General features: G+C 68.4%; 13 protein-coding genes. 3 read left to right on the top strand and 10 right to left on the bottom strand.

The window, feature by feature from the left end:
• Positions 1-135: 135 nt before the first annotated feature.
• Positions 136-1,038, top strand: a complete 903-nt coding sequence (locus AB0F77_RS22440) for a hypothetical protein (RefSeq protein ID WP_361951336.1) — start codon at positions 136-138, stop codon at positions 1,036-1,038.
• A gap of 436 nt (positions 1,039-1,474) precedes the next feature.
• On the opposite strand, the gene AB0F77_RS22435 is transcribed toward AB0F77_RS22440, so the two are convergent.
• From AB0F77_RS22435 to AB0F77_RS22390, 10 genes are all read right to left on the bottom strand, one after another.
• Complete coding sequence (locus AB0F77_RS22435) at positions 1,475-2,587, bottom strand: DUF475 domain-containing protein (protein WP_361951333.1); 1,113 nt, start codon at positions 2,585-2,587, stop codon at positions 1,475-1,477.
• A gap of 111 nt (positions 2,588-2,698) precedes the next feature.
• The gene (locus AB0F77_RS22430; RefSeq protein WP_361951330.1) at positions 2,699-3,355 is read right to left on the bottom strand and encodes a 3-oxoacid CoA-transferase subunit B; all 657 of its coding nucleotides are present in this window, start codon (positions 3,353-3,355) and stop codon (positions 2,699-2,701) included.
• Positions 3,352-4,110 carry a CoA transferase subunit A gene (locus AB0F77_RS22425; RefSeq protein ID WP_361951328.1) on the bottom strand — a complete coding sequence of 253 codons (759 nt, stop codon included), beginning with the start codon at positions 4,108-4,110 and terminating at the stop codon, positions 3,352-3,354. The genes AB0F77_RS22430 and AB0F77_RS22425 overlap by 4 nt, the downstream gene beginning before the upstream one ends.
• 3 nt (positions 4,111-4,113) lie before the next feature.
• Positions 4,114-5,094, bottom strand: coding sequence for a hypothetical protein (locus AB0F77_RS22420; protein WP_361951325.1), 981 nt, complete (start codon positions 5,092-5,094; stop codon positions 4,114-4,116).
• Between the two features lie 2 nt (positions 5,095-5,096).
• Positions 5,097-5,879 carry a VOC family protein gene (locus AB0F77_RS22415; RefSeq protein WP_361951322.1) on the bottom strand — a complete coding sequence of 261 codons (783 nt, stop codon included), beginning with the start codon at positions 5,877-5,879 and terminating at the stop codon, positions 5,097-5,099.
• Positions 5,880-6,014: 135 nt separating this feature from the next.
• Positions 6,015-6,974 carry a PDR/VanB family oxidoreductase gene (locus AB0F77_RS22410; protein ID WP_361951319.1) on the bottom strand — a complete coding sequence of 320 codons (960 nt, stop codon included), beginning with the start codon at positions 6,972-6,974 and terminating at the stop codon, positions 6,015-6,017.
• A 106-nt stretch (positions 6,975-7,080) separates the two neighbouring features.
• The gene (locus AB0F77_RS22405; RefSeq protein ID WP_361951316.1) at positions 7,081-7,506 is read right to left on the bottom strand and encodes a Rieske 2Fe-2S domain-containing protein; all 426 of its coding nucleotides are present in this window, start codon (positions 7,504-7,506) and stop codon (positions 7,081-7,083) included.
• A 31-nt stretch (positions 7,507-7,537) separates the two neighbouring features.
• Positions 7,538-8,581, bottom strand: coding sequence for an amidohydrolase family protein (locus AB0F77_RS22400; RefSeq protein ID WP_361951313.1), 1,044 nt, complete (start codon positions 8,579-8,581; stop codon positions 7,538-7,540).
• Positions 8,578-9,732, bottom strand: a complete 1,155-nt coding sequence (locus AB0F77_RS22395) for an amidohydrolase family protein (protein ID WP_361951310.1) — start codon at positions 9,730-9,732, stop codon at positions 8,578-8,580. Before AB0F77_RS22395 ends, AB0F77_RS22400 begins: the two co-directional genes overlap by 4 nt.
• 35 nt (positions 9,733-9,767) lie before the next feature.
• Complete coding sequence (locus tag AB0F77_RS22390; RefSeq protein WP_361951307.1) at positions 9,768-11,111, bottom strand: CapA family protein; 1,344 nt, start codon at positions 11,109-11,111, stop codon at positions 9,768-9,770.
• A gap of 839 nt (positions 11,112-11,950) precedes the next feature.
• Between AB0F77_RS22390 and AB0F77_RS22385 the strand changes: the two genes are divergently transcribed.
• Both AB0F77_RS22385 and AB0F77_RS22380 read left to right on the top strand, forming a co-directional pair.
• The gene (locus AB0F77_RS22385; protein WP_361951304.1) at positions 11,951-13,369 is read left to right on the top strand and encodes an MFS transporter; all 1,419 of its coding nucleotides are present in this window, start codon (positions 11,951-11,953) and stop codon (positions 13,367-13,369) included.
• 314 nt (positions 13,370-13,683) lie between these two features.
• Positions 13,684-14,322, top strand: a complete 639-nt coding sequence (locus AB0F77_RS22380) for an FCD domain-containing protein (protein ID WP_361951301.1) — start codon at positions 13,684-13,686, stop codon at positions 14,320-14,322.
• Positions 14,323-14,340: the final 18 nt, after the last annotated feature.

Raw genomic sequence — 14,340 nt, 5'->3', positions numbered from 1 at the left:
AAGACCGCGAAGAGTTCGTCGCGGGCGATGCTCTTGCTGCCACCGCTCCTGACGGCTGTCGGACTGGCCTGCCTCCTCATATGCCTGTACACAGGGCTCGGCAGCACGTCCGCACCGCGGGTGCCTGTCGCCGTCGTGGCAACCAGCGGGCCCCACAAGCAGGCCGGCCGGCTGACGGCGTCCGTGCTGGAGACAACACGGGTGAACGACCGCGGCGCGGGACTTGTGTTGTTGCGGGACGGCGCCGTGGGCGGGGTTCTCTCCTCCTCGCGCACCGGGCTCCGCCTCGATGTGGCGGGAGCGGCGGGTCCCACTACCGCTGCCGACGTCGAGCGGGTCATATCCCGTGCGGCCTCGGATCTGCACCTGCCGTTGACGGTGCGCGACGTGGTGCCGCTCAGCATGTCCGACCAGCGGGGCCTGGCCATGTTCTTCACCGGGCTCGGCATCGCGCTGGGTTCCTCTGCCCTGGTCCAGGGTCTGAACAGGATGCGCATCCCGCTCACTTGGTCGCAGCGCGTCTTCATCACCGGTGTCTTCAGCGTGCTGACCGGCGTCGCGGGAGCGCTCCTCACGGGGCCGGTCACCGGGGCGTTGCCGGGTCCGCCGGTGCCGGTGGCGACGACTCTGGCGCTGCTGTCGGCGGCGGGTGCCCTCACGACCCAGGCTCTCACCCAATGGGTGGGAGCCGCCGGCCTTCCAGCGGCCACCGTTCTGTTCGTCGGCGTGGGCATGCCCACCAGCGGTGGTGTCGTCGACACCGATCTCCTGCCGCCCGCCGCTCGCTCCATGTCCGCCCTGCTACCCCCGGGAGCGGCGGCCCGCGCCATCCGCAACTTCTGCTACTTCGACGGTGTTCACGTCGTCGGACCGCTGCTCACCCTCACGGGCTGGGCCACCGCGGCGGCGGCACTCCTCTGGGCTCGTACGGCGACCTCACGCGGTCCGACACCTGTACCTGTTCACGCCGGATCCGACCGGAACGCGGGCAATGGGCGAAGCCGGACAGGGCCAGTCGTCAGCCGCCGTGGCGAGTGACTTCTCCCGCGCCAGGGGGCGAGGGCGGCGATGTCGTCGGCGGAACGGCGCTCGATCACTTCGACCGCATCACGTCCCATCGGCAGACGTGGGGGCATCGGATCGCTCGTCACGGCCTCGTAGATGAGCTGGGCACCCTTGACCGGGTCACCGAGCTGGAGGTGGTTGTTCTACTCAATCCACTCACGGTGCGGGCGGCCGGCCCATCGTCGTACTCCGCGATCCTGTTTGTGGTCTGCACCAGCGACGAAGGGTCGAGGAAGTCGGTCCGGAACACCCCGGGTTCGATGATCGTGGCCTGGATCCCGAAGGGTGCCACTTCGAGTGCGAGCGCTCCGGTGATGAACCAAGTAGACAAAGTGTTCCTATCAGTGCGTGCCGAAAGGAGGTGGTCAGAAGATGCGTTGGCTCTCCCCCGGAGGTGTTCATCGGGTCTCTAAGCCATCGCGGGACTCTCGGTCTCCGGCTCGGCGGCGAGCCTTCTGTTGCGGCGTACGGAGGACCAGAACGACCAGCCGATCAGGGCGACGCCTACCAGACCGGTGATGACCTCGTTGATCTGGTACTGGATGGTGACCATGAGGATCACGGCCAGCGCGCCGATCGCGTAGTGGGCGCCGTGCTCCAGGTAGACGTAGTCGTCCAGGGTGCCCTGGCGGACCAGGTACACGGTGAGCGACCGGACGTACATCGCGCCGATGCCGAGGCCGAGGGCCATGAGGACGATGTCGTTGGTGATGGCGAACGCGCCGATCACACCGTCGAAGGAGAAGGACGCGTCCAGGACCTCCAGGTAGAGGAACATGAAGAACGCGGCCTTGCCGGCCAGCAGCACCGCCGACCCGGGCTTCATCCCAAGGGCGGCCTTCTCCCCTTCGTGTTCCCGTTCTTCCTCCAGCCGGTTCTCGAAGAAGCCGGACACACCGCCGACGACGAGGTACGTGATCAGACCCGCGACGCCTGAGATCAGCACGGTCGAACGCTTGTCGACGTGGCCGACGTGCTGGTGGGCCTGGAGCGCGACGGTCGTCGAGGCCAGCAGCAGTACCAGAAGCGCGACGCAGACCGACAGCATGTCGACCTTGCCGAGCCTGGCCAGCGGCCGTTCCAGCCAGCCCAGCCACTTGATGTCCCGCTCCTCGAAGACGAAGTCGAGAAAGATCATCAGCAGGAACACGCCGCCGAACGCGGCGATGGCCGGGTGCGCGTCCGTGACCAACTGCTGGTAGCGGTCGGGCTGGTTGAACGCCAGGTCCAGGGCATCCACCGGGCCCAGCTCTGCGGTGACGGCGACAATGACGACCGGGAAGACCAGCCGCATGCCGAAGACCGCGATGAGCACGCCGACCGTGAGGAAGATCTTCTGCCAGAAGGCATTCATCCTCTTCAGGATTCCGGCGTTGACCACCGCGTTGTCGAACGACAGCGAGATTTCGAGGACGGCCAGGATCGCGACGATCCCGAAGGCTGTCCATCCGCCGTAGAACACCGCTGCGATCAAACCGAGCACGGTGATCGCGAACGACCAACCGAAGGTCCTCAGAACCACTGACAGATGTTCCTTTCCGTTGCTCACGCCTCGGTCGGAGGCAGAGCTGGTGGTCGTCCTCGTCACCTGCTGCGACTTCACCCGCTCGGTGCCGCCCGGTGAGTCCTGCGTTCAGACTCCTGCGCTTCTGATCTCTGTTCCCAGGACCAGCGGAGCGTCCGTGCGGGCTCGGACCTCGTCCACGCCGACGTCGGGCGCGGTCTCGACGAGCCGCAGTCCGTCGGGAGTGACGTCGATGACGGCGAGGTCGGTGATGATGCGGTCGACCACGCGCAGCCCCGTGTGGGGCAGGGTGTTCTCCCGCAGGATCTTCGGTTCGCCGTCCTTGGTGGTGTGCTCCATGAGGACGATGACCCGGCGGGCCCCGTGCACCAGGTCCATGGCGCCGCCCATGCCTTTGACCAGCTTGCCGGGCACCGCCCAGTTCGACAGGTCGCCCCGCTCGGAGACCTGCATCGCGCCGAGCACCGCCACGTCGAGATGCCTGCCGCGGATCATCCCGAAGGACAATGCCGAGTCGAAGAAGGAGGCGCCGGGCCGGACGGTCACGGTCTCCTTGCCGGCGTTGATCAGGTCGGGGTCCACGGCGTCCGGAGCCGGGTAGGGGCCGGTGCCGAGGATGCCGTTCTCGCTGTGCAGCACGACGTGTACGTCTGGGGGCAGATGGCCGGGGATCAGGGTGGGCAGGCCGATGCCGAGGTTGACGTACTCCCCGTCGCGCAGTTCCGCCGCGGCGCGGGCCGCCATCTGCCGGCGCGTCAGGCTCATCGGGCCGCCTCGGGGTCGGTGGTGGTGATCTTTTCGATGCGCTTGTCGAGGTCGGGCGCCCACACGACGTGCTGCACGAACACGCCGGGCAGGTGGACCTGGGCGGGATCGATCTCGCCCGGCTCGACCAGTTCCTGCACCTCGGCGACGGTGATGCGGCCGGCCATGGCACACAACGGGTTGAAGTTCTGTGCCGAGCTGTCGAAGACGAGGTTGCCGTGCCGGTCCCCCTTCGCCGCCGCGACCAGGGCGAAGTCCGTCACGATCGCTTCCTCGAGGACGTGGTCGACGCCTCCGAAGGAGCGCACCTCCTTGGGGGGTGAGGCCACCGCGACCGAGCCGTCGGGGGCGTAGCGCCACGGCAGTCCGCCGTCGGCGATCTGGCTGCCGACGCCCGCGGGTGTGTAGAAGGCGGGGATGCCGCAGCCGCCCGCGCGCAGGCGTTCGGCCAGCGTTCCCTGGGGGCAGAGTTCGACCTCCAGTTCGCCCGAGAGGTACTGGCGGGCGAACTCCTTGTTCTCGCCGACGTAGGAGCCGGTGACCCGGCTGATCCGGTGCTGGGCGAGCAGCAGGCCAAGTCCCCAGTCGTCCACTCCGCAGTTGTTCGAGACGACCTTCAAGTCGCTCACGCCAAGGTGCTGCACGGCGGCGATGAGCGTGGAGGGGATGCCGCAGAGGCCGAATCCGCCGACGGCCAGCGAGGCGCCGTCGCCGATCGCGGCGACCGCGCTTTCAGCGGTGCACGTCTTGTCCATGTGTCATCCCTCCGCCCTTCGGGGCACGAACTTGTGCAGGCAGCGATGGAGGCGTGGAGTCCGGCCCGTACTGCGGGCGAAGGACTGTGGCACCTCGGCCACGTAGACGGCTCCGGTCGAGTCGACGGCAACGGCGTGCGGGGCCAGGAAGCCCGTCTCCGGAGGTCCGATCCGCGCCGCGAGCCGGCGCTCCGGTGTCCACATCGTCACCCGCCCCGGCATTTCGTGCTCGGCCTTCCCGAGGCGCCACGACTTCATGTCGCCCGGCCCGCGGGCGAGTTCCGTCACATAGACGTTGCCATGCTCGTCGACGGCGGTGTCCGTCGGACGCTGGACGTCGTTCCACACGTCGAGGAGTTCGCCGCCGCGGGTGAAGACCTGGATCCGGTCGTTCTCCCGGTCGCAGACCAGCAGTCGCCCCTGGCGGTCCACGGTGATGCTGTGCGGGATCACGAAGCACCCCGGGGCGGCCCCGGCACCGCCCCAGAAGGTCACGAGCCGCCGTCGGCCGACGGAGAAGCGGTGCACGCGGCAGTTGCGGTAGCCGTCACTGACGAACAGTTCTCCGTCCGGTGCGGCGACGGCTTTCGTGGGCCTGTTGAAGGGGGGCCCGCCGGGCATGTTCTCGAACGCGTCCTCGGTACTGGTGTGTTCTGTGTCGTAGAACCCTGTCTTCGCCGGGATGCCCCGTCCGATCACCTCAAGTCGTCGGCCCGAGCGGTCGAACACCACAACCTGGTGACCACCGTCGTCAGCGATGTAGAGACGGTCGGAGGCGTCGATCGAGATCAGGTGCGGGCGTTCGGAGAGAAGTGTGTCGCCCCAGCGGTCCAGGACCGCGCCGTCGCGGTCCAGGACGGTGACGGCGGGGTCCCCCCGTCGCAGTGCGTAGACGCGGTCGCCGGAGTCGACGGCGACACCGGTCACGTCGTCGTCCCAGCTCTGGTCGCCCCATCCGGGGACTTCGTCGAACTCGATGGCCATCGTCACCGCGCCGGCGAATCGACCCAGTGCGGGGCCAGCGGCGCGGCGGCGTCGGAGGAGTCGTCCACGAGCGCGGGAACCGGTTCCTCGTCCATGAACCAGTCAGAGAAGTCGTATGCCTTCCACGCCTCGTCGGAGGCGTCGAAGGACGCGATCTCCAGCGGGTTGCCACTGGGGTCGAAGAAGTAGAAGGACGAGATGAACCGGTGGGCGTTGTTCGCGCCGCGCCGCTCGGAGATCTCCGACACGGCGACTCCGTGGGCGTGCAGGTGCTCGCGGAACCACACCAGGTCGGCGTGCCGGGGCACGTCGAAGGAGAGGTGGTCCAACTTCTGGGGCTCGGTGGGCCGGCTGCACACCTCCGACTTGATCGAGGGCCACAGGACCGAGCTCACGGGAGCGGCGGGCTTGGGCGCGACGTTGGGCGCCTCGTAGAGGGAGAACAGCTCACCGTTGCCCATCTCGAAGAAGACCTGGCGGACCGTCATGTCGACGGAGATGGCGGAGGATTCGTCCGCGTCCCGTACCGCGCCGCCGCTGGAGTGGTTGGCCGCGGTGCGCAGGCCGTCGGCGGAGGTGGTGAAGCGGACGGTGCGCACGACGCGCAGTCCGAGGAGGTCGCGGTAGAAGCGCACGCCCTCGTCCATGTCCCGCGTGAACAGGACGAGGTGGTTGATGCCGGTGATCAGGCCGGTCGCCGGCCCGTTCTCCTGGAGGATGTGCCGGCGGCGCCGCGAGTCGTCGAGGTCCGGTGCGCCGGTGTCCCGGGGTGCTGTGGTGGTCATCGCGATCAACTCCTGAGTGTGGTGCGGGTGGGCGGTCGGTCCGGTCGGCGCAGGGCCGGCGCCCGGTCTGCTGCCGGGCGTGCCGTGCACGTGCCGCTGCGTCCTGTCGGCTGCGGGAAGGCGTGGCCGGGGGTGTCAGGCGTCGAGTACGAGCCGCGGGGAGCGTGACCGCGAGACGCACACCATCATCGTTCGGCCTGCGGTGCGCTCGTCCTCGCTGAGCACCTCGTCCCGGTGGTCGGGGGTTCCGGAGAGTACGGGTGTCTCGCACGACCCGCAGATTCCCTCCTGGCAGGACGAGTCGATGTCGATGCCGAGTTCTTCGGCCATCGCCAGCACGGACCGGTCGGGGGGCACGGTGACGGCGACGCCCGAGCGGGCGAATTCGACGTCGAAGGGGGTGTTCGCCTGTTCGTCCTGTGTCTCCCGGCGGGTGAAGCGCTCCGTGTGAAGGCGGTCACCGGCTACTAGGGCGCAGGCCTCCTCCACCGCGTTGAGCATGGAGTCGGGCCCGCAGCAGTAGATGGCGGTGTCGGGGTCGGCCCGGCCGACGAGAGTTGCCAGATCGGCCTGGCCGTCGGTGTCGCTCTCGTGGATGTGGACGCGGTCGGGTCCCAGTCCGAGCACTTCGTCGACGAAGGCCATGGAGTCGATCGCGCGCCCGCAGTACGTCAACTGCCACTGGCTGCCCGATGACGCTACGTGTGTGATCATCGGCAGGAGCGGGGTGATGCCGATCCCGCCGGCGATGAAGAGATAGCGCCGTGCGGACACCAGGGGAAAGTTGTTGCGAGGCCCGGTGACACGGACGGTACGGCCTTTCTCGAAGGTCTCGTGGATGTGGGCCGAGCCGCCGCGGCCGTCGGGGACGAGGAGAACGGCCACCTGCCATTGCCGGTGATCGGTCCTCCGGCCGCAGAGCGAGTACTGGCGTACGTACTCCACGCCGCGGGAGGTGAAGTGCAGGTCGATGTGCGCGCCGGGCTCCCAGGCCGGGAGGTCGCTGCCGTCCGGGGGGACGAGGGTGACGCGGAGGATTCCCTTGGCCACCAACTCTGCTGCGGTGACCGTCAGTTCCAGGTCGCTGGGAGGCATCGGTGTTCCTTACGGGGTGGGGCGGAGTCGGTCGGGCGGAGTCGTCGTGAAGGACCGGCAGCGGTGCGGGTGGCGGGCGCCCGCACCGCGAGGGGGCCTTGTTGGTTCAGATGTCGATGACGATCGTGGCGTTCTCGACTGAGACCGGGACGGTCTCCACGCCCTCACGCAGCCTTTCCAGCACGTCCGCCGGGACGACCGACACGGGATAGCCCCGCACCCGCTGGCGGGAGGTGAAGATGGTCCGCCCCGTCTTGATCTCGAACTCCCAGTGGTGCCAGGGGCAGGAGATGATCTCGCCCGTGCGCACCCAGCGGACCTCGGGCTGGCCGTCGGCCTTCACGTCGGCCTCCGATGTGCCGCGCACCGTTCCCTTGCACAGTGGGCCGCCCATGTGCGGACAGGTGTTCTTCAGCGCGTAGAACTCCCCGTCGACGTTGAAGACGCCGATGCCGCTCTTGACCCTGTCCGGATAGACGACTGTGGACGATCCCGGCGGCAGTTCGGCGGCCGGTCCCACTACATAACGCATGTTCTGGTCCTCGGGTTCGGTCGGGTCGTCGTCATGCGCTCGTGTCGGCGGCGAACCGTGCCGCCAGGCGCGGGTAGAACTGCATGGCGTTGCCGCCCAGGCACCGGGCTCGCTCCTGCTCGGACCAGGTGGGGAACACGTCCTTGGCGTCCGTGCCGTCCCAGTAGGGGTGCCGGCTGCCGTAGAGGACGAGCGAGGAGGTGTCGCCGCCGATGGTCCCGCTGGAGCGGGGGCTGTGCGGGGAGATCTCGTCCTCGGCCTGGGTGATGAAGCGGACGTGCTGTTCGAGGTAGGAGGTAGGGGGGTTGCTCACCCATGGGACCTCCAGGCGGTCGGACTGCCAGTCCTTGTCCGTGCGTACGACGAGCGACCGTGCCGCGTGCGCGCTCACGTCGCCGAATACGACGCGGAGGTCGGGCAGCCGCTCGAAGACGCCCGCGACGATGAAGCTGGTGAGCTGGGTGATGCCCGACAGTGGCCGGATGGCGTGTGTCTCGGCGTAGAAGCTGGGGAAGCCGACCTGTGAGGGCGGCGGTTCTATCAGGGTGCCGAGGTCGTCGTGGACGAAGACCACCAGGCCCCGTTCCGCTGCCGCGCGCCAGATGGGGAAGAAGCGCTGCTCGCCGTAAGTGGCCAGGGCCCGCGCCGGCACGACGATCTGAACGAAGCGGTCGTCGTCGGCCCAGCGGTCGATCTCGCGCAGGGCGACGTCGGTGTCGTTGAGAGCGATGCGGATGGAGCCCAGGAAGCGGCCCTCGGCCTCGGGAGCGGTGAGCCATCGTTCGAACAGCATCCTGTTCGCGGCGCTCGCCACCGCGGCGGCCTGTTGCGGGTTGGGCCAGTATCCGCGGGTGGTCGGGCTCAGCACGGCCAGGTCGACGCCGGCGTCGCGGAGACGGCCGGCGACAGCCGCCGGGTCGGCGGCCTGGTCCTCGGGCACCGACAACTGGTCGAACGGCGCGGCGTACCGGTCGCCGTACAGGCCGGGCAGCTTGAGGAGGTTCCAGGGCGAGCCGATTTCCTTGTTGAACTCGCCGTCGGGGAGGACGGGGTGAACCGCGCAGTCGATGATCACAGTCGGCCCGCCGCCCTGTCGAACCGGTCCGCCGGCCTTGTGGTGGGCAGATCGTAGAAGACGCGTGCGTTCTCCGACATGATGCGTTTCTTCACCTCGGGCTTCAGGGAGCGCGGCAGCGCCTTGCTCGGTGGGTCGTAGTCGTAGTGCGGGTAGTCGCTCGAGAACATGAGGAGGTCACCGGCCTCCGCTTCCTCGAACAGATCGGCGATCTGCTGGGGGTTGGGGGACTCCTCGATGGGCTGCGAGGCCCACCGGAAGTGGTCCCGCACGTATTGCATCGGTGTCTTGTGTGTCGCGAGTTCCTTGCTGGTGCGGCTCCAGTGCCGCTCCAGCCGGTCGATGACCGGCCGGTACCACAGGAAGCCTCCCTCGACGAAGAGGAACTGCAGCCCGGGGTGGCGGTCGAGGACGCCGTTGCAGATCCAGCTGGCCATGTGGGTCGCGTAGGCCATCGGTGCGATCAGGGAGTGGTATTCGACGAAGTACTGGAGCGGTCCGGTCGAGGTCCAGCCGAGCGGCTGGGTGGAGCCACCGCGAAAGTGCATGGCCACCGGGAGGTTGTGCCGGGCGGCGGCGGCCCAGATCGGGTCGTACATGGGGTGGCCGAAGGGCCGCGGTCCGTAGTGGCCGATGATCACCTGGCGGAAGCCGGGGTGCCCCGCCCACTTCTCGATCTCCCTGGCCGCGCCGACCGGGTCGTCGACGGCGATGGTGATCGATCCGACGTAGCGGTTCTCGGCGTTGTACTCGGACAGCCAGGTGGCGGCGAGCCATTCGTTGACTGCCGAGGCCAGGGCGGTGTCCAGGGCCGGATCGACGGTGAAGCCCCGGAAGCTCCAGGGCAGCAGGATGGCGTAGTCGATCGGGTCGTCGACGAAGAGCTGCTTTCCGCAGAGCTCGGGGTCGGATCCGATGTCCCCGTGATCGGGGTAGGCGTCCTTGCGGCCTCCGCCGTCGAGGGTCTTGTACGTGGCGCGGCTGAAGGGGACACGGTCGATGAGGGACCGGTCCCGCCAGGGGGCGTCCAGGTAGGAGACGAGTTCGTCGAAGGACCGCGGTTCGACATGGACGTCGGTGTCGATGACCTGGACCTCGACGGAGTCGAGTGAGCTGTCCGGGGGGCCCGGCCGGGGCTGCGTCGTTGTCATGGGGTGCGAGTCCCTTTCGCGTGCGGTGAGTGGGTTCATGCGCCGGTGGCGACGAGGCGTCCGACGATGCGGCCGTCGTGCTTGACGCGCTCGACGCGTGTGTCGAACGGGCGGGACAGGGCGTCCAGGTGGTCGAGGATGCGCAGCGAGTCGTTCTCGTCGGCCAGGACCGGGCAGCCACGCCGGGCGCGGCTCTGCCCGAATCCGGCGGTGACGGGCAGGAGTTCGCAGCCGGCGAGGGCGCCGTTGTCGTCGAAGTCGAACTGGGCGACCACGGACTCCCAGAAGCGCCGTTCGGTGGCGTAGCCGGTGACCCGGTCGTACAGGTCCGCCGCGGTGGAGTCGAGTGGCATGCCCTGCTGCTCGTAGACCTCGACCGGGAAGGAGGCCATGGTTTCGAGGGTGAAGATGAAGTTGCCCAGGGAGTAGCAGATGGGCCGGTTCCGGTAGAGCTCCATGCCGCGCAGCATGTGCGGGCCGGACCCGAGGATCGCGTTGGCGCCGGCGTCGATGAGCCGGTGGGCGAGGGGGCGCAGGAACTCCGCCCCGACCTCGGTGTTCCACCGGCCGTCGACGCCTTCGTGGCTGTGCAGCGCCACGAACACCAGGTCGGCCTGCTTGGTGGCCTCGTCCACGACGGCGGCCAGGGCGTCCACGTCCCGTTCCAGAGCGCCGGTGTGGATGTGCGAGCGCTCGTCCGGGGCGAAGTGCACACCCTCGACGGCGAATCCGTCCGCGGGCGGGCGGTCGTAGACGTTCATGTCCGGATAGGGGAAGGAAATGCCCGGGGCGGTGGTGCCGGTGGCGGCCACGTTGACCCCGGCCTCCGCGAGGATGCCCCGCAGCGTCTCGAACTTCTCCCGCTCGATGTAGTGCGTCTTCTGCAGCCGCACCGGAGCCATGCCGGGACGGCCGATGTCCCCCTCCCCCGGGTCGGCGGCGATCGACAGCCTGGCGTTGGACGAGCCGGCGGAGATCAGCGCGACCCGCCCCTGGCCGGTCTCGAGGTAGACGGGCCGTCGTGCTTCCCGCAGGGTGTGGCCGACACCGGCGAAGACCATGCCCCGCTTGTTCAACTCGGCGATGGACGCGGCGAGTCCGTTGGTGCCGTAGTCGGTGGCGTGGTTGTTGGCCATGCCGTAGAGGTCGAAGCCGAGCCGACCGAACTCGTCGAGCAGGTCCGGGTCGACGCCCACGTGGGTGCCGTGGTAGGTGGTGGACGGCATGCGGCCCGCTCCGGGGAAGACCATCTCCAGGTTGGTGAACGACACGTCCGCGGCCCGCACCCGCTCCACCACTTCGGTGAAGGCCGGGGCGCGCACCGCCGAGAGCCTCCTGGTCAGGATGGAGTCACCGGTTGCCACAAGGCGGGTCGTCATAGCAGTCCCTTTCACGTCGTTGCTCAGGCGCGGGGGCGAGGGCCCACGGGCCTTGCTGTCGGGCCGACCGCATCAGGCGGTACTCACGAGGGCGCGGGGGCAGTGCCGTCCCACCATCGGAAGCCGGGCTCCGGTGTGCTGCGCGAATGGACGCGTCACGCCGGCGGTCAGCGGCTCCCGGCGAGGCGTCACTGAAACTATGTAAATGAATTGCGACGCGAACGTCAAGAGCCCGGAGTGCGAAGCGAAGACGGGGCGGGGGTACAGAACCGCACAAATAACGCCCTGAACGCGATGACGCACACTCCTTGACGGGTCAAGGAGCAATCTATTCTAATGAATTTCATCCGGGCGTGATCCGCAGTCGTGCTCAGACGCCGGGCCGCGACCGGACGAAGACGAAGCGCACAGCAACAGCACACCCCCGCACTGTGCGCAGCAGTTGCTCCGCCGTCGACGGCCAGGGAGGCGCCATGCGGTCCATCGACCGGCCGCCGCCGTTAGGCCCACGCCGCACCGGGCGCCACCCCTGGTCGTCCCTCCGCGCCGGCATCTGACCGGCGCTCACCGTCCGAGTGCATCACCGCGGCACCGGGTCGGCTCCGCCGGACAACATCCCCGTCCTTGCCGAGCCGCCCGCGCGAAAGAGCACGGACGGGCATGGATCGCGACACCCCGCCGGCCGGCAACCGGGCGCACCGGACGCCGGCGGCCCAGGGCCCGCGATCCCCCGCGCATCGCCACCGCCGTGCCCGAGTGGCACCCCTCGACAAAGGAGTCGTATGCGATCTGCAGCCCCATCCCCGCGATCACCGGCCAGAACCAGGGCAGGCGTCGTCATGGCGCTCGTCGTCGGTGCGGTGGGCACGTACAAGGCGATCGAGTCCATGGCGTCGCCGGCCCTGCCGATCCTCCAGAACGAGCTCGGCGCGACCCGCGCCGAGATCGCCTGGGTGATCACAGGGGTCCTGCTGACCGGGCCGGTGGTGACACCCCTGATCGGCCGCCTGGGTGACATCTACGACAAGCGCCGAGTACTGCTCTGTGTGCTCTCGATCGTCGGCGCCGGGACACTGATCTCGGCGCTGTCGATCTCGGTACCGATGCTGATCACCGGGCAGCTCCTCCAGGGCTTCGGGTTGAGCACCGTGCCGCTGGCCGTCGGCATCATGAAGGAGACCCAGTCCGAGGAACGGCTGAAGTTCGGCAACGGCCTCATGGTCGGGACGATCTACGCGTGCACCGCGCTGGCGATGCTGGTGGCAGGTCCCATCGCCGACCACTTCCACTACAGCGCGCTGTTCTGGTTCCCGTTCGTCGTGCTGGTGGCGATGACCGTTCTGTCCTGGCGGCTCATCCCCTCGTGCCCTCCAGCCCCGGACGGCCCCACCCGCATCGACTTCATCGGGGCCGTGCTGTTCGGCGGCGGCCTCGCCGTCTTCCTGATCGCCTTGACCCACGCACCCGACTGGGGATGGACCTCGTCGGGCTTCCTGGGTCTTGTCGTCCTGGCAGGGGCACTTCTCGTGACCTTCGTGCTCGCCGAACTGAAGATCCGTGAGCCCCTCGTCGACATCCGGATCCTGCGCGGCCGACGGGTCGTCGCAGCCACCGTCCTCATGATCGTCGCCGGCCTTGTCATCAACATCTTCTTCGTCTCGATTCCGATGCAGGTCCAGCAGCCGGCCTCGACGGGATACGGGCTGGGTGCGACAGGAACGACAACCAGCCTCATTCTGGTGCCCGGTGTCCTGATCGGCACCGCGGCTCCCGTCGTCTCCTGGATCGAGAAGGCCGCGGGAACCCGGCTCGCCAACTTCTGTGGGCCGGCCATCATGGCCGTGGGATTTCTCTGCGCGACGCAGTCCGCCGGCAGTTTCGGTCTGACGACCGTGTCGATGCTCTGCGCCGGACTCGGGTCCGGGATCGCCATCGCACAGGCCATGAACCTGGTGGTCGCGGCGGTCCCCGCCGACCGCGTGGGCGCGTTCAGCGGGCTCAACTTCGTCGCCAAGGCCGTCGGGTCCACCTCCGGAGCACAGGTCTCCGCCAGCATCCTGTCGACCAACGCTGCGGACGCCGACCAGGCGCCGGACTGGACCGCCTTCCACACGATCTTCTTCCTGGGGCTCGCGTTCACGGTGCTGGCCCTCGTTGTCGGCCTGCTCGCCGACGGAAAACACGACAGTGCAGAGCCGGTTCAGGACCTCACCGACACGGAGGACGTCGTCGAACTCAGGCCGGGAAGCAGTCGCTGAGCCCACGACCGTGGCCCCCTGGGACCTGTCGGCCCCCGGGGGCCCGCTCGACGGCACGTGTCTCCGTGCTCATCGCACCGGTTCTCACGTGTCTCCATGTCATCGCACCGGTTCTTCCACCGGGCCACCGTGCACCCGTAGGGAGAACACCGCCGACCGCACCACCCTCGTTCGCCCGCCGCCGGAGCGGTTGTCCTCAGCGCCGCGTGTCACGCGGATCGTGGGCTCGTCAACCCGGCAGAGATCGGACCAGGTATGGTGACGGAGTGAGGTCGGTAGGGAAAAAGACGGCACGCCTCGTAGCGGGCGAACTCGTGCGTGAGATCACCACCGAGGGTCTGAACAGGCTGCCCTCCGAAGCCGAACTCCTCAAACGCTACCCCGTGAGCCGGCCCACGCTGCGGGAAGCGTTGCGCATCCTCGAAATGTACGGGGTCATTTCGCTCAAGCCCGGCCCGGGTGGCGGAGCAGTCGTCAATCAGGTCGCCAGCTACCAGTTCGCGAACTCCTCGTCGCTGTATTTCCACCTCCTTCAGCTGACTTTGCGTGACCTCATGGCCACCCGTCTGAGGTTGGAACCGTTCATGGCCCGTCTGGCAGCCGAGCGCGTCGCGCGCGGCGAAGTCGATCCCTCTGAAATCGACAGCGCCGGGGCCCCGGTACTCAGCGCGGACGACATTCATCTCTGTGTGGCCAGGCTTTCAAACGATCCGATTCTCCTGCTCGTTGCGGAGGCCCTTCGCGACCTCTTCTCCGCCGCGTCGAGCATGGAACGCGTCCGCAAAGGCATGGCCGGCAACGTGTCCCCCACGCACGAGGCCATCGAGAAGGCCGTGCGTGAGGGCTCCGCGAGCGACGCGGAGCAGCTCATGCGCGAGCACCTCGGCGACTACACCTCCAAGCTGGAGCAGCACTATCCGACCCTGCTGGACGAAGTCATCGCCTGGACCTAGAGGTCGGGCGCACACAGC

The sequence above is a fragment of the Streptomyces sp. NPDC026672 genome (assembly GCF_040638185.1).
Classification (GTDB): Bacteria; Actinomycetota; Actinomycetes; order Streptomycetales; family Streptomycetaceae; genus Streptomyces.
Note: the sequence above shows the minus strand (reverse complement) of the source record. Positions and strands in the feature narration are given on the sequence as shown.